Source organism: Mesorhizobium huakuii, assembly GCF_014189455.1.
In the GTDB taxonomy this organism is placed as follows: Bacteria; Pseudomonadota; Alphaproteobacteria; order Rhizobiales; family Rhizobiaceae; genus Mesorhizobium; species Mesorhizobium huakuii_A.
This window is the reverse complement of record NZ_CP050296.1, coordinates 6,404,260-6,419,876: the sequence shown is the minus strand read 5'-3', so window position 1 is coordinate 6,419,876 and position 15,617 is coordinate 6,404,260. Positions and strand designations below refer to the sequence as shown.

Annotated in this window: 15 protein-coding genes, 2 pseudogenes and 1 riboswitch; of the genes and pseudogenes, 1 reads left to right on the top strand and 16 read right to left on the bottom strand. The window is 63.5% G+C overall.

The features are described from left to right. Positions 1-37 precede the first annotated feature (37 nt). Positions 38-154: riboswitch (TPP riboswitch) on the bottom strand. Between the two features lie 104 nt (positions 155-258). The 16 genes and pseudogenes from panD to HB778_RS31280 form a co-directional block, all read right to left on the bottom strand. Then, positions 259-711 carry an aspartate 1-decarboxylase gene (gene panD / locus HB778_RS31350; protein WP_183459557.1) on the bottom strand — a complete coding sequence of 151 codons (453 nt, stop codon included), beginning with the start codon at positions 709-711 and terminating at the stop codon, positions 259-261. Between the two features lie 56 nt (positions 712-767). Continuing rightward, complete coding sequence (locus HB778_RS31345) at positions 768-1,751, bottom strand: beta-ketoacyl-ACP synthase III (RefSeq protein WP_183459555.1); 984 nt, start codon at positions 1,749-1,751, stop codon at positions 768-770. Next, positions 1,748-3,013, bottom strand: coding sequence for an adenosylmethionine--8-amino-7-oxononanoate transaminase (locus tag HB778_RS31340; protein WP_183459553.1), 1,266 nt, complete (start codon positions 3,011-3,013; stop codon positions 1,748-1,750). The genes HB778_RS31345 and HB778_RS31340 overlap by 4 nt, the downstream gene beginning before the upstream one ends. Beyond that, positions 3,013-3,648 carry a dethiobiotin synthase gene (bioD, locus tag HB778_RS31335; RefSeq protein ID WP_183459551.1) on the bottom strand — a complete coding sequence of 212 codons (636 nt, stop codon included), beginning with the start codon at positions 3,646-3,648 and terminating at the stop codon, positions 3,013-3,015. The genes HB778_RS31340 and bioD overlap by 1 nt, the downstream gene beginning before the upstream one ends. Then, positions 3,645-4,783, bottom strand: a pseudogene (locus HB778_RS31330) (8-amino-7-oxononanoate synthase). The gene bioD and the pseudogene HB778_RS31330 overlap by 4 nt, the downstream one beginning before the upstream one ends. Then, entirely contained in the window at positions 4,780-5,781 is a 1,002-nt protein-coding gene (bioB, locus tag HB778_RS31325) for a biotin synthase BioB (RefSeq protein ID WP_432421213.1), read from the bottom strand. The pseudogene HB778_RS31330 and the gene bioB overlap by 4 nt, the downstream one beginning before the upstream one ends. Positions 5,782-5,881: 100 nt before the next feature. Further along, a pseudogene (locus HB778_RS41835) lies at positions 5,882-5,977 on the bottom strand (carboxylating nicotinate-nucleotide diphosphorylase); the annotation flags it as partial. 79 nt (positions 5,978-6,056) lie between these two features. Then, a complete protein-coding gene (locus HB778_RS31320) occupies positions 6,057-6,995 on the bottom strand; it encodes an electron transfer flavoprotein subunit alpha/FixB family protein (protein ID WP_183459549.1) in 939 nt (312 codons plus the stop codon). Between the two features lie 20 nt (positions 6,996-7,015). Then, complete coding sequence (locus HB778_RS31315) at positions 7,016-7,765, bottom strand: electron transfer flavoprotein subunit beta/FixA family protein (RefSeq protein WP_183459547.1); 750 nt, start codon at positions 7,763-7,765, stop codon at positions 7,016-7,018. Between the two features lie 57 nt (positions 7,766-7,822). Next, the gene (locus HB778_RS31310; protein ID WP_183459546.1) at positions 7,823-9,196 is read right to left on the bottom strand and encodes an MmgE/PrpD family protein; all 1,374 of its coding nucleotides are present in this window, start codon (positions 9,194-9,196) and stop codon (positions 7,823-7,825) included. After that, positions 9,197-10,033: an HpcH/HpaI aldolase/citrate lyase family protein gene (locus tag HB778_RS31305; protein WP_183459544.1), complete on the bottom strand. Its 837-nt coding sequence runs from the start codon at positions 10,031-10,033 to the stop codon at positions 9,197-9,199. It lies immediately after the preceding gene. Next, positions 10,027-10,869 carry an FAS1-like dehydratase domain-containing protein gene (locus HB778_RS31300; RefSeq protein WP_183459542.1) on the bottom strand — a complete coding sequence of 281 codons (843 nt, stop codon included), beginning with the start codon at positions 10,867-10,869 and terminating at the stop codon, positions 10,027-10,029. The genes HB778_RS31305 and HB778_RS31300 overlap by 7 nt, the downstream gene beginning before the upstream one ends. Positions 10,870-10,880: 11 nt before the next feature. Then, the gene (locus HB778_RS31295) at positions 10,881-12,011 is read right to left on the bottom strand and encodes a CaiB/BaiF CoA transferase family protein (protein WP_183459540.1); all 1,131 of its coding nucleotides are present in this window, start codon (positions 12,009-12,011) and stop codon (positions 10,881-10,883) included. Further along, complete coding sequence (locus HB778_RS31290; RefSeq protein ID WP_183459538.1) at positions 12,004-12,744, bottom strand: NAD(P)H-dependent oxidoreductase; 741 nt, start codon at positions 12,742-12,744, stop codon at positions 12,004-12,006. Before HB778_RS31290 ends, HB778_RS31295 begins: the two co-directional genes overlap by 8 nt. 11 nt (positions 12,745-12,755) lie before the next feature. Beyond that, positions 12,756-13,904: an acyl-CoA dehydrogenase family protein gene (locus tag HB778_RS31285; protein ID WP_183459536.1), complete on the bottom strand. Its 1,149-nt coding sequence runs from the start codon at positions 13,902-13,904 to the stop codon at positions 12,756-12,758. 104 nt (positions 13,905-14,008) lie between these two features. Continuing rightward, a complete protein-coding gene (locus tag HB778_RS31280; protein ID WP_183459534.1) occupies positions 14,009-14,944 on the bottom strand; it encodes a LysR family transcriptional regulator in 936 nt (311 codons plus the stop codon). A gap of 100 nt (positions 14,945-15,044) precedes the next feature. Here HB778_RS31280 and HB778_RS31275 point away from each other — a divergent pair, with 100 nt between their 5' ends. Then, on the top strand, positions 15,045-15,617 hold the full coding sequence (locus HB778_RS31275; RefSeq protein ID WP_183459532.1) for a thiamine pyrophosphate-binding protein: 573 nt from the start codon (positions 15,045-15,047) through the stop codon (positions 15,615-15,617).

The window sequence follows — 15,617 nt, the reverse complement described above, 5'->3', positions numbered from 1 at the left end:
TCGACCTGTTCAAAACAGGACCACGGGCGTGAACTCCCGCAAAGCGCTTGCACCGTCCCTACGCCAGTATGAACTGGATCAGGTTCAACGGGTCACTGCGCCGCGAAAGCCAGCAGTATCTCAGCCCCTTGCCGGGACTCCCCTGGTGAATGCCTTAAGTTGGACGGGCCAGCGCAATCTTGTCAAGCGCATTCGGGCGCCTTCGACCGGCCGCCAATGAAACCCAGCATAAAACCCCCGCATGCATCGGGGACAAAATCACGCTCCTGAAACCAGGGCGGGAATGGCCGAAGCCGCATTCGCCTCGTCGAGGATGGAAAACCTGTACCGGCCATGTGCGTCGAGATCGACCGAGTAGCTCAGGCGGTCACGTATGTGGTTGTGCTGGTCAAAAGTGACGATCCTCGGTTTCAGCGAGGTGATCTGCGCTTCGTCCAGGTAGATGGAGTTGCAGACAATGATCTGGTCGTCTGGCTGGCAGGTGCGGGCGGCAGCACCGTTGAGGATGCAGCACCGCGAGCCGCGCTCGCCCAGAATCACATACGTTGAAATCCGCGCACCGGAATTCTTGTTCCATATCTCCACGAATTCCATCGGCAGTATCCCGGCTGCTTCGCAGTGGTCAGGGTCCAGCGTTATCGAACCGTGGTAGTTGAGGTTTGCTTCGGTGACGTGGATACCGTGCAGCTTGCCGGCGACTATTTTTCGCATTGCTCTGTTGCCCCATAGATCATTCATGATCCGTCCTGGCGCGCTCGCTTGGTCGGCTAAATGCCGACGACGAGAGCACCACCGCTAAGACCCGCACCCGCCGCCGCCAGAAGAATCTTCTCACCCTGCCGGAATGGCTCCGTCTGATGGGCTAGCGACAGCGAAAGCGGGATCGTCGCGGCGGAAGAGTTGCCGTAATCGACGATCGTCTTGACGATTGCTTGATCGGCAATGCCGAGGTTTCGTCCGACCGCATCGAAGATGCGGGCATTGGCCTGATGCGGCACGAACCGATCGATGTCCTGCGGCCGCGTCCGGGCTGTGGCCAATGCATCCTGCGAGCAGGCGGTCATCATCTCGACGGCCTTGGCGAACACTTCGCGGCCGTCGGTCATCGTCATGCGGGTTTGCCCGAGGTCGAGGTCGCCATGGAACGGGATGTTGCTTCCGCCCGCCGGGATCTGAATCAGCCCGTAGCGCGAGCCGTCCGAATCCACCGAGGCTCCGAGAATCCCCCGATCAGCATCCTCGCACGGACCAATCACCAGGGCGCCGGCGGCATCGGCAAACAGCACGGCGCTGGCGCGCTCGGCCGGGTTGATGCGGCGGCTGAGGATGTTGGCGGCAATGACGAGGGCCGCTTTGCCGTGCAGCTGGGTGAATCCATCCGCGAACATCAGCGCATAGATGAAGCCGGCGCAGGCGCCGGTCAGGTCGACCGCTCCGGCTCGGCCGAGTCCGAGCCGGTGTGCGACCAGCGGCGCGCTTGGCGGCAGAAGGTGGTCGGGCGTCGAGGTGGCAAGCAACAGCAGACCGATGTCGCTGCGGTCGATGCCGGCGTTCGCCAGCGCCATGTCGCCGGCATGAGCGGCAAGGCCAGACAGCGTGTCTTCGTCCGTTGCCCAGAAGCGCGACAGTATCCCGGTACGCCGCTCGATCCAGCCCGGCTCGAGGCCGAGATTGCTCTCGATCTCGGCATTTGGCACTTTGCGACCAGGCGCATGATGGCCAAACCCGAGAATGCACGACGACCTGCTCATGGCCTCGAACCGAAGCGTTCGCCGGCCTCCTCGATGGCGTCATGGAGTCCGTCCAGTTCCTCGCCGGTGATGCAATAGGGTGGCAGAAGATAGAGGACATTGCCAAGCGGGCGCACGAGCAGGCCGCGCTCGAGGAAAAAAGCGCGCAGTTTCGGTCCGATCTCGGCCAGATAGCCGGCCGAGCCGGTGCGCAGATCGAGGGCCGCGATCGTGCCGGTCGTCCTGCTGTCGGCGAAGTTGGCATTGTCACGAAAGCGCCGAAGCCCGGCGGCCTGCATCGCACTCAACGCCGCGATCCGCTCGGCCACGGGCTCGTCGCGCCAGATCTCGACATTGGCGAGTGCGGCCGCACAGGCAATTGGATTGGCGGTGTAGGAGCTCGAATGGAAGAAGGTCTTCTTCCGGTCCTCGGAATAGTGAGCCTGGAAGATGGCGTCGGTGGCAAGCGTGGCCGCCAGCGGGATCACGCCACCAGTCAGGCCCTTCGAGGTGCACAGGATGTCTGGAGAGATGGATGCCTGCTCGCAGGCGAACATGGTTCCGGTTCGTCCCCAGCCTGTCATCACCTCGTCGGCGATCAGCAGCGTGCCGGAGGCTTCGGCAATCTTCTTCAATTCGGTCAGAACCGAAGCCGGGTACATCAGCATGCCGCCGGCACCAAGCACCAGCGGTTCGACGATCAGCGCGGCGGCGCACCGGTCGCGGCTGACGGCCTCGAAACGATCCAGCGTTTCCTGTTCGTGCCCGGCGGCCGGGAAGGGGATGGTGTCGACCTCGAACAGCAAAGGCTCGTAGGCGGCGTTGAACACGCCGCGGGCGCCAACGCTCATCGTGCCGATGGTGTCGCCATGATAGCTGTGCTCCATGACGACGATGCGCGAGCGCGGTGCGCCGATGTTGCCGAAATACCCGAGCGCCATCTTCAGCGCGACCTCGACGGAGGTCGAGCCGCTGTCGGAATAGAACACCCAGTCGAGACCGGAGGGAGCGAGGCCGACTAGCGCCTTGGCCAGACGTTCGGCTGGTTCATGCGTGAAGCCGGCAAAGATGATCTGGTCAAGGCTCGACGCGGTCGTCTCGATAGCCTTCATGATGCGAGGGTGGCGGTGGCCATGGGTGACGACCCACCAGGAGGAGATGGCATCCAGGATACGCGTGCCGTCGGCCTTTTGGAGATAGGCTCCCTCCGTCAGGACGATTTCAGGGATCACGGGCTCAAGCGCGTGCTGCGTGAACGGATGCCACACACTGGACTGCGACATCATTCGCCTCCCGCAATCGAGGCGAGGTCAAAGCCGGCAACCATCGCATCCCTCAGCGTTTCACCCGTCAGCGGATCGAGCAGGGGCAGTCTCCCGAGCTGTGGCACGCCGCTGAATTCCACGATTGTTTTTTGCGTATCGGCCACCTCCTCGCCAATGAAGGCGAGGCCGATGAGCGGGATGGAGCGGGCCCGCAGCGCCTCGATCGACAACAGGGTGTGATTGATGGTGCCGAGCGCGGTGCGCGCGCAAAGGATGACCGGCAGTTGCCATTCCCGGAAAATATCGATGAACCTTGTCTGCCGGTTGAGCGGCACCATGAGCCCGCCGGCGCCTTCGATGATGAGCGGACCCGGTAGGACTGGAAGTGAGAGCTTGGCCGCCTCGATCGCGACGCCGTCGATTTCGGCTGACCGATGCGGCGAAAGCGGCATCCTCAGACGGTAAACTTCCGGCAGGACGCGCCCAGCAGGCAAGCCGGAAAGCCGGGCAACGACCTCGCTGTCGGTCTCCTCGTCGAGGCCCGATTGCACCGGCTTCCAGTAGAAGCCATTGAGCAGGCCGGCGAGCCCCGCCGAAAACACTGTCTTGCCAATGCCGGTGTCGGTTCCGGTGATGACGATGCGCTTGGTCATGCCGTGCCCAACACTTCGACGAGGGCCTCGACCATGGTGGAAATGTCGGCTTCGTCGACGTTGAGCGTCAGCGAAATGCGCAGGCGCGACGTGCCCTCGGGCACGGTCGGCGGACGAATGCCGCGGATGTCGAAGCCGCGGGCCTGCAGTGCCGCCGCCACCGCCATGGTGCGCCTGTTGTCGCCGATGACAAAGGGCTGGATCTGCGAGCCGCTGGGCTTCACGCCGCAGCGCTCGGCCAATTGGCGGCCCGCGAAGGCAACGCGCTCCTGCAACTGGACACGGCGTTGGGGCTCATCGGACAGCATGGCAATCGCCTCGCGCACTGCCACTGCCATCAGCGGCGATGGCGCGGTGGAGTAGATGAACGGCCGGCAGCGGTTGACGAGATAGTCGCACAGCAGTCCCGGCCCGGTGACGAGCGCTCCGGACGCGCCGAGCGCCTTGCCGCATGTGTGGAGCGCAATGATATTGTCGCGGCCCTCGAATGCGGCGGCCAACCCCGGCCGTCCGATCCGCAGACGCCGGTGGCGTGCGCCTCGTCAACGACGATGAATGCTTCGTGCCGATCGGCAAGCGCGATCAGGCTCTCCATCGGCGCGCGGTCGCCATCCATGCTGTAGAGGCTTTCGACCACGATCCAGACGCGCCCCGTGCCGCCGCCGGCTCGCCAGCGCGTGATCGCATCCTCGACCGCATCAACGTCGTTATGCGCGGCCAGCACGAATTGGGCGCGTCCGGCCTGCGCACCCTCATGCATGCTGGCATGGGCGAGTTCGTCGAGGACCAGCAGGTCACCCTTTTGCGGCAGCGCGGTCAGGAGAGCGAAGTTGGCGATGTAGCCGCTGCCGAAGAACAATGCGCGGTCGGCACCGAAGAAGGCCGCCGCGTCCGCCTCCAGTGCCTCGTGTTCCGGCGCGTTGCCACGCAACAGCCGCGACCCGGTGGCGCCAACCGGCGTGCCACGCGCAATTGCCGCCGCAACCGCCTCGCCAAGTCTTTTGGAGGCAGCAAGTCCGAGATAATCGTTCGACGAGAAGTCGAGGCCGGCGCGCGGCGACAGCGTCCGCAGCCGGTCCTTGCGCGCCAGCCCCTGCAAGGTCGCGTCATAGCGGGCGAGGGTTGCCCCGTTCATTGCGCCTCGAGTTCCATCGGCTCGATGCCGAGGCGCCGGAACAGCAGACTATCCTTATCCTCGCCGGGATTGTCCGCGGTCAGCAGCGTGTCGCCGACGAAGATCGAGTTGGCGCCGGCAAAGAAGCACAGCGCCTGCATCTCGTCGGTCATGGCGGTGCGGCCGGCGGAGAGACGGACATGCGATCTCGGCATCATGATGCGCGCCAGGGCGATCACGCGCACGAATTCGATCGGCTCGATCGGCCTGGCGTCGGCAAGCGGGGTACCGTCGATCGGGATCAGCATGTTGATCGGAACGCTTTGCGGATGTTCCGGCAGGTTGGCCAGCGTCACCAGCATGTCGATCCGGTCCACCGGTTCTTCGCCCATGCCGACAATGCCACCACAGCAAACCTTGATGCCGGCTTGGCGCACCTGCTCGAGCCTCTCCAGCCGGTCGGCAAAGCTGCGCGTGCTGATGATCTCGTTGTAGTAGCGCTCCGACGTATCGATGTTGTGGTTGTAATAGTCGAGACCTGCTTGTTTCAGACGAGCGGTCTGCTCAAGATCGAGCATGCCGAGCGTCATGCAGGTCTCCATGCCCAGCGCCTTGACGCCTTCGACCATCGCCACCACTGCATCCATGTCGCGCGCCTTCGGGTTTCGCCAGGCCGCGCCCATGCAATAGCGGGTGGCGCCGGCATCGCGCGCCTTGGTCGCTTCGGCGATGACGCGCCTGACTTCCATCAGCTTCGACGCTTTCAGGCCGGTTTCGTGATGCGCCGACTGGCTGCAATAGCCGCAATCCTCCGGACATCCGCCGGTCTTGATGCTGAGAAGCCGGCTGAGCTGGACCTTGTTGGGATCGAAATTCTGGCGGTGCACGGTCTGCGCCTGAAACAAAAGATCGTTGAAGGGCGCGTTGTGGAGAGACTGGGCCTCTTCAAGGCTCCACATCCGGCGGTCGCCGAGGGATTGAATTTCAGGCGTGGTCTTTTCCGAAATCGCTGCGTGCATTTCCATCCTGTTCCTTGCGTTGTGGCGACATGAGCGCCTTTCAGACTGGCGGCCCCGTCGGGAGGAGCTGGGTCGAGCGTAGATGGTCAGGGTCTCACGATCAAAGCTCACGGTAATCGAGGCCGATATCGAGGATCGGGGCGCTGTGAGTCAACCAGCCGACCGAAATCAGATCGACACATGAGGTAGAACGCGCACAAAGACTTCCGTTTGCACCCAGAATGCGAAACCGCCTATCGAATACTAGATAATGTGCAGAGCGCATCTTTCTGCGATCAAGTATCGCCAATGTGCATTGCGAGCTCCGGCAGAATGACGAAGAGATCGCCGACGAGGCCGTAGTCGGCAACCTGGAAAATCGGCGCCTCCTCGTCCTTGTTGATGGCGACGATCACCTTGGAATCCTTCATGCCGGCGAGATGCTGGATGGCGCCGGAGATGCCGACCGCGATGTAGAGGTCCGGAGCGACGACCTTGCCGGTCTGGCCGACCTGCCAGTCGTTCGGTGCATAACCGGCATCGACAGCGGCACGCGAGGCGCCGACGGCTGCACCGAGCTTGTCGGCAACCGGCAGGATGACCTCCTGGAACTTCTCCGCCGAACCCAGCGCACGACCACCCGAGATGATGATCTTGGCCGAGGTCAGTTCCGGACGGTCCGTCTCCGACAACTTGTTCTCGACGAAGGTGGAGAGGCCGGGATTGGCTGCTGCCTTGACGGTCTCGACCGCGGCCGAGCCGCCCTCGGGCGCTGCCTGGAAGGAAGCCGTGCGCAGGGTGATGACCTTCTTGGCGTCGGTCGACTGCACGGTCTGGATGGCGTTGCCGGCATAGATCGGCCGCTTGAACGTGTCCGGCGAAACCACTTCGATGATCTCGGACACCTGCGCGACATCGAGCAGGGCCGCCACGCGCGGTGCGACGTTCTTGCCCGACGAGGTCGCCGGGGCGATGATGGTGTCGTAGCCGCCGGCGAGCGACACGACCAGTGCGGCCGTCGGTTCGGCGAGGCGCTCGGCGAGTTCGTCGGCTTCGGCCAGCAGCACCTTGCTGACGCCCTTGAGCTTGGCCGCGGCGTCGGCCGCACCCTTGGCGCCCTTGCCGGCCACCAGCACATGCACGTCCGAGCCTATCTGCAGGGCCGCCGAGAGCGCCTTGGCGGTCTGGTCGGAAAGGGTGGCGTTGTCGTGTTCTGCGATGAGGAGAATGGTCATTTTATCTGTTCCTTCCGATCTCAGAGCACGCCGGCTTCGTTCTTGAGCTTGTCGACCAGTTCGGCGACGCTCTTGACCTTGACGCCTGCCTTGCGGCCGCTTGGCTCTTCGGTCTTGATGACCTTGAGGCGCGGCTTGACGTCGGCGCCGTAGTCCGCCGGGGTCTTTTCGTCGAGCTGCTTCTTCTTGGCCTTCATGATGTTGGGCAGGGAGGCATAGCGCGGCTGGTTGAGGCGAAGATCGGCGGTGATGATCGCCGGCATCTTCAGCTCAACCGTCTGCAGGCCGCCGTCGACTTCGCGGGTTACCTTGGCCTTGTCGCCGTCGAGCACCACCTTGGAGGCAAACGTGCCTTGCGCCCAGCCGAGCAGGGCCGCCAGCATCTGGCCGGTTTGGTTCGAGTCGTCATCGATCGCCTGCTTGCCGAGGATGACGAGGCCGGGCTGTTCGGCATCGACGACACCCTTCAGTACCTTGGCAACACCGAGCGGCTCGGTCTGCTCGTCGGTCTTGACCAGGATGGCGCGGTCGGCGCCCATGGCGAGCGCGGTGCGCAAGGTTTCCTGCGCCTGCTGCGGGCCGATCGAGACGACGATGATTTCCTCGGCCTTGCCGGCTTCCTTCAGCCGGATCGCCTCTTCCACCGCGATCTCGTCGAACGGGTTCATCGCCATCTTGACGTTGGCGAGTTCCACCGCCGAACCATCAGCCTTCACGCGAACCTTGACGTTCGCATCCACAACCCGCTTCACGGGCACAAGGATCTTCATTTCATTTCTTCCTTAGCAGATCCAAGACGTTCGGCCTTGGTTGATGTCAATTCGAGACTAGAATTTCACGACGTCCGATGTGCTTCCGGGCTGATCGAGCTTCCAGACACGGGCTATGCAGCGGCGCATCTCATCAGCGGTGGCCCCGCCACGAAATTCGGCAAGGCGTATGGCCTTGGCTTCCAATTCTTGCTTCGCAAGCGTGTTGCCGGGGTCGCCCTTGGGCTCGTCTACGCGGGCATTGAGTTTGCGGCCGTCAACGGTCGCGACACTCACCTTGCCAACCCATTGCCGGGGGTAAAGCGTGTCGACTTCGGCATCAAGTTCCATGCGCACCTTGGAGCGGAAGCGCGCAACGCGGGCATCGGTAAGGGCGTGGCGTTCGAACGCATCAAGGTCGGCGACACCATGGACGGCGATCAGCCCCAACACCGTACCCATGGAGAACTTCGCCTGGTGCACGGTTTGCGGAATGACCACCGCGCCCAGGACGTCGATGGCTCCCTGGTGGACATGGGTCACCACATCGGCGATGTCGTCCGGACCGAGCCCTTCGCGACGCATGAGAGACTGCAGCGCGTCAGCGGCGGGATGAGTGTGTCGGCAGGCGGCGTGCCATTTGAAGGACGTCTCCTCCGTTGCCCAACGATTGCCGAGCCCGTCCGTCAGGCGGGCCGGATCGGCGTCGCTGGACATGCCCGCGGCCATGCCCTTTTTTCCTTCGAGGATGCGGGCAGCGCCTTTGAAGCCATCGCGCGCCAAATAGGCAGAAAACACGCCGTTGGCGGCGGCTCGCGCCGTATGAAGCTGCTTGGAATCGGCGGCATCACGCAGGAATTCCCAGAGCCCCGCTGCTTGGGTGCCGGCGGAGCCGAGTGCATGGTTGATGCCGGCCGCGTCCTGCCCGATCAACTTCCCGACAGCGGCGGCCGCGGCGACAGTGCCGGCCGTACCCGTTGTGTGGAAGATCTGGTAATGTGACCGCCCCAGGAACTCTCCGACCCGGATGCCAACCTCGTAGCCGGCGATGCAAGCAGTCAGGATTTCACGCCCGGTCTTCCCCTCTGCTTCCGCAACCGCCAAAACGGCTGGAAAGATCACCGCAGCTGGGTGAAAGACCGAGCCGTTGTGAACGTCGTCCTGTTCCACCACATGGGAGGCCGCGGCATTGACCATCGCCGCGAAGTAGGGGCTCGTGCGTCGTCTAGTCGGGATGACGATGCTTGGACCGTCCGCCGGCCCCATTGCACGAGCAAAGCCGTCGATGATCTCGACCTGGCGCGCGCCCTTGCCGGCGAGGGTTGAGCCGAGCCAGTCGATCATCAGTCCTTTCGCGAAATGTACGACGCGCGGCGGAATTTGCTCGAAGTCGAGCTCGGCGATGAAGGCGCAAAGCCTGGCTGTCGGCCAATCGGCGGTGTCCAGGCTCACCTATCGCTCCTTCTCTGCGCCCTCTAGACCAAGGCGGCCCCGGCGAAGGATCCGCCTTGCTCGCTCGATGACTGGCCGGTCCACCATTTCGCCGTTCACCTGGACAGCTTCGCCGGACGAAGCTGCGCCGACGATGTCCCGTGCCCAAGTGATTTCATTGTCGCTTGGGCGAAAAGCAACGCGAATCGGCTCGATCTGCCTCGGATGGATCGCCATCTTGCCGCCGAAGCCCATCTTCATGGCGTGGCGGGCGTCATCCTCGGTGATTTCAGGACTGCTCAGGTCGGTCGTTACCCCGTCGATCGGCGCGGCACGGCCAGCCGCGCGCGAGCGCCAGACGATTTCGTTGCGGGCCGCAAGCAGAGTCAGCCGATCATGCGCGCAACCGAGATCGAGCGAGAAGTCGACCGAGCCGAAGGCGACGGCAACGACGCCGGACGTGGCCAGTATGGCCGGCAGGTTGGCAAGGCCGACAGCGCTTTCGACCAGCGCGATGACGGAAACGCTGCGTGCCATGTGCCTGGCCATATCAGCAATGTCTTCTGGACGTTCGGCCTTGGGCAGCATGACGGAGACGCCGTCGAGGCGCCGTACGGCATCGATATCCGCTTCGTGCCAGGGTGTGCCGGCGGCGTTGATGCGGACCACGATCGCTGATTTCAGCATGGCCGCCTGAGCAACGACCACTTCGCGAGCGCGGTCCTTGTCGCCAGGGGCGACGGCATCCTCGAGGTCGAGAATGACCGCATCCGCGCCACTGTTGTCGGCCTTGGCAAACCGCTCCGGCCGCGAGCCCGGCACGAAAAGCGGCACGACAGGCGTGACGAAGCCTACCATTGCGCCGTGGCCTTCACCGTCACATGGCCGTCGGCCGACCGTACCTCGAGAGCCATGCCGTCATTGCCCGGAGACGTTGCGCTCAGAAGCAGGCGTTGCGGTCTGGTCGCCGGATGCACGCCCCGGAACGAGAAACGGCGCGGCGAGGAGCCGCAAATGGCTGTGGCGAAGTTCAGGAGCAGCGTCGCCTGCAGCGGGCCATGGATGACGAGCCCGGGATAACCCTCGACCGTTGTGGCGTAAGGCGCGTCGTAGTGGATACGATGCCCATTGAACGTCAGTGCGGAGTAACGAAAGAGTAGCACCGGATCCACGTCAACCCAGCGCTCGTGCGATGCGGCCGGGGGTGGAGTTCCCGGCGGGGCAGGGGTCGCCGCAGTAGCGCCGGCGGCGCGATAGACAATGGTCTGGTTCTCCTCGATCACCGGGCCGGCGTCGTTGGCGATGTCGTGCCGGACCGTGACGAAGGTGAGCGGGCCGGTGCGGCCCTGTTTCTCCTCGATGGCGGTCAATGTCGAGCAGCGGCGGATGCGGTCGCCGGAGCGGATCGGCGCCATGAAACGCACATCGCTGGCGGCCCACATGCGGCGCGGAAGTGGCACCGGAGGCAAGAAGTGGCCTTTGGCCGGGTGCCCGTCAGGTCCGAGTTCGCGCCGATCGGCAATATCGGGCGTCAGGCACCAGTGCAGGCCGGGCGCTGCCGCACCCTCGGCAGTTTGCGCTGCGTAGTCCCCAAGCGTGGCGCCAAAGCTGGCCAGCAGGCGCGAGGTCACAACGTCCTCGACCTCGTGTGTGCGTCCAACCCATTCCTGCAGCGTGCTCGTGTCCGGGCTCATGAGTTTCCTCGTCAGGCGGCGAATTCGGAACGGATCCGGTCCGTATCGGCGCCAAGGGCGGGAACGCTGGGGACGGATGCGAATCCCTCCGACCGCCCTGCCGGCATCGGCACGGAGATGCGCCTGCCGTCCGGCAGCGCCACCTCTGTCCGGCGCAATGCCTTGTGGCGCGGCAGGTCGTGCATTGCGCTCACCCGGCCCCAGGCGATCTGCGCACCATTGAGACGGTCGATAGCCTCTTCGCAGTCGATTGCCGCAAAGATCGGTTCGATCTCGGCGTCGAGCGCCGTGCGGTTGGCCACCCGCCAGGCATTGGTGGCGAAGCGTTCGTCGGCGAACAAATCCTGCCTTTGCAGCACGATGGTGCAGAAGCGCTTCCATTCATTGTTCTGCTGAATGGACACGACCACGCTGCCATCCCGACAGGCATAAGGTCGATATGGGTAGATCGAAGCGTGTGCCAGGCCATATCTCTGCGTCTCGCGGCCCGCATATTCGTAGTGCAGTAGCGGCACGGTCATCCAGTCGGCCATGGCGTCGAACATGGCAATTTCGACAATGCGACCGCGTCCGGTCTTCTCGCGCGCCAACAAGGCTTCAAGGACCGCTGCATGGGCATTCATTCCGGTGGCGATGTCGGCGGCGGAAACCCCGATTTTGCTCGGCGTGTCCGGCGTGCCAGTGACGGCGCAGATGCCGCTTTCCGCCTGCACCAGCATGTCGTAGGCGCGCATAGCTGCGTAAGGCGTGTCCTGTCCGTAGCCGACGATGTTGATGGCAATCAGCCGAGGAAATTTTTCCGCGATTGCATCGGCGGAGAGGCCGAGCCTGTCGATGGCGCCCGGCGCGAGATTCTGCACGAGAATATCCGCGCGCGCCACCATCCGGTGCAGGAGAGCGAGGTCGTGCTCGGCTTTCAGGTCGAGAACCGCGCTTTCCTTGCCGCGGTTGAGCCAGACGAAGTAAGCCGACATGCCTTCAACGGTGGAATCGTAATGACGCGCGGTTTCGCCTTCCGGGCGCTCGATCTTCACGACGCGCGCCCCGGCATCGGCGAGGCGGACCGTGCAGAGCGGAGCGGCGACCGCCTGCTCGATCGAAACGACGAACAGACCCTCCAGCGGGCGGGCGCCGTCAGACATTGCGCTGTACCCCCGAGCGCGCCAGCACGCCTGGCTTTAGCCGCTCGTCCTTGCCGTAGTCCTCGGCGGCATGGAAGAAAAGCCGCGGCGTGCCGTCGATGTCCTCGAGCCGCTTGCTATAGGCTTCCAGATAGGCCTTGCGGCCATCGTCGCCGACACGGCCCGGCATATACGCGACGAAGGGCGGCAACACGTCGAAGCCGGAGTAGCGTAGCAGGCCATTGTGGATCGGCCACAGCACCGTGAGGATGTCGCCATCGATGCCATCGGGCGCATAGGTGTCGGCCGAAGTGCCCGTGGTGGCGGCCACCATGGCGAGCTTTCCCTTGAACATGCCGGTGTCGTATTTGCGCCCCGGCAGATACGCAAAACCACGCGCGAACACACGGTCGGCCCAGCCCTTGAGCATCGCGGGCATTCCGAACCACCAAACCGGGAACTGGAACAGCACGAAGTCCGCCTGTTTCAGCTTTTCGATCTCGGCCATGATGTCGGCCGAGAGCGCGTTGGCCTCGTACGCCGCGGTCTGCTCGCGCGGCAGGCTGAAAAAGTCCGGATCGTTCCGCTCGCCTGATATGTCGCCCGGCCCTGCGACAGGATTGAAGCCCATCGCATAGAGGTCGCTGACGACCACATCGTGGCCTGCGCGGGTCAATATTTCCACGGCCATATCCTTCATGGCGCCGTTGAAGGATTTTGCTTCCGGGTGGGCGTAGACGATGAGGACGTTCACGGCGGCAACTCCTAGTAGGAACGCGGCAGTCCAAGCACGTGCTCGGAAAGGTATGACAGGATGAGGTTGGTCGAGATCGGCGCGACCTGATAGAGACGCGTCTCGCGGAATTTGCGCTCCACATCGTACTCTTCCGCGAAACCGAACCCGCCATGCGTCTGGATGCAGACATTGGCGGCTTCGTTAGAGGCGTCGGCCGCCAGCATCTTGGCCATGTTCGCTTCGGCACCGGGGTTCTTGCCGGCCTCGTAGAGGTTCAGCGCCTCGCGCACCATCAATTCGGCCGCGCGCATGTTGGCGTAGGCCCTTGCGATTGGAAACTGGATGCCCTGGTTTTGGCCGATCGCTCGGCCAAACACATGCCTTTCCTTCGCGTAGACGCTCGACTTTTCGATGAACCATTTCGCATCGCCGACGCATTCGGCTGCAATCAGGATGCGCTCGGCGTTCATGCCCGAGAGGATGTAGCGGAATCCCTTTCCCTCTTCGCCGATCAGGTTTTCGACCGGCACGCGTAGATCGTCGAAGAAGACTTCGGTGGTGGCATGGTTCATCATGGTGCGGATCGGCCGGATGGTGAGGCCGTTGCCAACGGCTTCGCGCATATCGACGATGAGGACGGAGAGCCCGTCGGTCTTCTTCATGCCATCCTTGAGCGGTGTGGTCCGCGCCAGAAGCAGCATCAAATCCGAATGCTCGGCGCGGCTGGTCCAGATCTTCTGGCCCTTGACCACGAAATGATCGCCGTCGAGGCGAGCAGTGGTCTTGAGAGCGCCGGTGTCGGTGCCGCTGGTCGGTTCGGTGACGCCGAAGGCCTGCAGACGCAATTCTCCCGCGGCGACCTTCGGCAGGTATCGTTGCTTCTGGGCTTCCGAGCCGTGGCGAATAAGCGTGCCCATCGTGTACATCTGGGCATGGCAGGCACCGCCATTGCAGCCGGCGCGCTGGATTTCCTCCAGCACGGAGGCGGCGGCCGAAAGCGGCAGGCCCGAGCCGCCATACGCCTCCGGGATCAGAATCGAGAGCCAACCAGCCTCCGTCAATGCTTCGACGAATTCGCGGGGATAGGCCATGTCCCTGTCGAGTGCGCGCCAGTATTCTCCGGGGAAGCGCGCGCACAACCTGGCGACGGCATCGCGAATGTCCTGATAGTGTTCCATAATGTTTGTCCGGCCTTCGTCTAACTGCGGGCCTCACTATCGCGCCTCTATGTCCTATCAGCAATGCAAGGCAGGCGTGACCAGATATAACGTAATTCAAATGCTTACGATGAAGGGCCAAGAAGCTGGCCAACCCAGACGGCGCGCCCGACAAGGTCCTTGGCGATGTCCTCTATCGCTTGTCCGGCAAACCGCGCCAGCCGCGAGGCAGGCCGGTCTGCCGGGTAGGCAAGGATGAGGCGACGCACGGGCACGGGATCGATAAGCGGCGCAGCCGTGAGCTGCCCCGCAACCACGTCGGCATGGATAGGGGCGAGCGGCAGGATCGTCCAGCCATGGCCGTTGCGCACCAGGTCCTTCAGCGCCGAGTACGAATCCGCTTCGATGCCGACGTCCAGCGTGATGCCGGCATCAGTGGCGCAGCGTTCGACGATGATGCGCAGCCCATGCTTGATGCTGGGCAGCAGCAGGCGCTTGCCGGCGAGCGAGGTGAACGACACGGCGCGCACGGTTGAAAATCCCGCGTCTGGCGGTCCAATCAAGAAGAGGTTCTCCAGAAGCAGCGGGTGCGAGCGCAACGAACGCGCCATGCGCGGGTCGTAGAGCACCGCGACGTCCACCTCGCCACGGTGCATCCAGTCCAGCAAATAGCCGGTGTAGGCGCTCACAAGTCTGAGTTTCGCCTTGGGGTGGGCTTTGCCGAATGCGGCAGCCAACGGCAGCGAAATAATGTCCGCAACGGTGGGTGGCAGGCCGATGGCCACTTCGCCGGTCAGCGGCGCGTCGGCGGGCGTGGCTGTGGCTCGGATCTCGTCAATCTCGGCCATCACCCGCATGGCGTGTGTCAGAACCTCCTTGCCCTGCTCGGACAGCACCATGCCGCGTCCGTGGCGCAGAAAAAGGGCAAAGCCCAATTCCTCCTCCAGCATGCGCACCTGCCGGCTGAGCGCTGGCTGCGCAATGTGTAGCCGGTCGGCAGCCTTGCTGAGGCTACCGAGTTCGGCGACGTGGATCAGAGTCCGTAGCTGCGATAATTCCATGAGCTATCGAATATCATTATATCTGATCACAATAAAGGGACGAAGATTAGATCGGATAGCTGAGGTAATCTAATGCCAACTCAATTCTCGGAGGTCCAAGGTGACGGCGAGCGTACAAGCGAAACACCCGGAAACAGCTGCGGTTGCATCTGCCCCGGCGGCATCAGAAAGGCATTGGCCAGACCACGTCTATGATGTGCTCAAGGCTGCCGGCATCAGCCATATGTCCTATGTGCCCGATGCTGGCCATACCACATTGATCCGCCTCTTCGGTGCGGATCCTGAGGTCGTCACCAATGTCTTGACGACCGAAGAGGAGGGCATCGCCATTGCTGCAGGCGCTTGGCTCGGTGGCAAGCGGAGCGTCGTGCTCATGCAATCTTCCGGCGTTGGCAACTGTATCAATATGCTTTCGCTTCCCGTGCATGCGCGCTTTCCCTTGCTCGTTCTGGTGACGATGCGAGGCGAGTGGGCAGAGTTCAACCCGTGGCAGGTGCCGATGGGGCAGGCGACGGAGGCCTCGCTGAAGGCAATCGGCCTCAGGGTGCTGCGCGCCGAGACTGGTGACGACCTGGTGGAAACGGTCGCGCAAGCGGCTGCTATGGCTTTCGACGCCGACCAGCAGATCGCAGTGCTGATCGGGCAACGGCTGCTCGGCAAGAAGAAGTGGTGA

Excerpts from the sequence above, each read along its gene's own strand:
- HB778_RS31285 (WP_183459536.1), bottom strand. The coding sequence starts at position 13,904 with ATGGAACACTATCAGGACATTCGCGATGCCGTCGCCAGGTTGTGCGCG.
- HB778_RS31280 (WP_183459534.1), bottom strand. The coding sequence starts at position 14,944 with ATGGAATTATCGCAGCTACGGACTCTGATCCACGTCGCCGAACTCGGT.
- HB778_RS31315 (WP_183459547.1), bottom strand. The coding sequence starts at position 7,765 with ATGAAGATCCTTGTGCCCGTGAAGCGGGTTGTGGATGCGAACGTCAAG.
- HB778_RS31340 (WP_183459553.1), bottom strand. The coding sequence starts at position 3,013 with ATGTCGCAGTCCAGTGTGTGGCATCCGTTCACGCAGCACGCGCTTGAG.
- HB778_RS31320 (WP_183459549.1), bottom strand. The coding sequence starts at position 6,995 with ATGACCATTCTCCTCATCGCAGAACACGACAACGCCACCCTTTCCGAC.
- bioD (WP_183459551.1), bottom strand. The coding sequence starts at position 3,648 with ATGACCAAGCGCATCGTCATCACCGGAACCGACACCGGCATTGGCAAG.
- panD (WP_183459557.1), bottom strand. The coding sequence starts at position 711 with ATGCGAAAAATAGTCGCCGGCAAGCTGCACGGTATCCACGTCACCGAA.
- HB778_RS31300 (WP_183459542.1), bottom strand. The coding sequence starts at position 10,869 with ATGAGCCCGGACACGAGCACGCTGCAGGAATGGGTTGGACGCACACAC.
- bioB (WP_432421213.1), bottom strand. The coding sequence starts at position 5,781 with ATGCACGCAGCGATTTCGGAAAAGACCACGCCTGAAATTCAATCCCTC.
- HB778_RS31295 (WP_183459540.1), bottom strand. The coding sequence starts at position 12,011 with ATGTCTGACGGCGCCCGCCCGCTGGAGGGTCTGTTCGTCGTTTCGATC.
- HB778_RS31345 (WP_183459555.1), bottom strand. The coding sequence starts at position 1,751 with ATGAGCAGGTCGTCGTGCATTCTCGGGTTTGGCCATCATGCGCCTGGT.
- HB778_RS31305 (WP_183459544.1), bottom strand. The coding sequence starts at position 10,033 with ATGGTAGGCTTCGTCACGCCTGTCGTGCCGCTTTTCGTGCCGGGCTCG.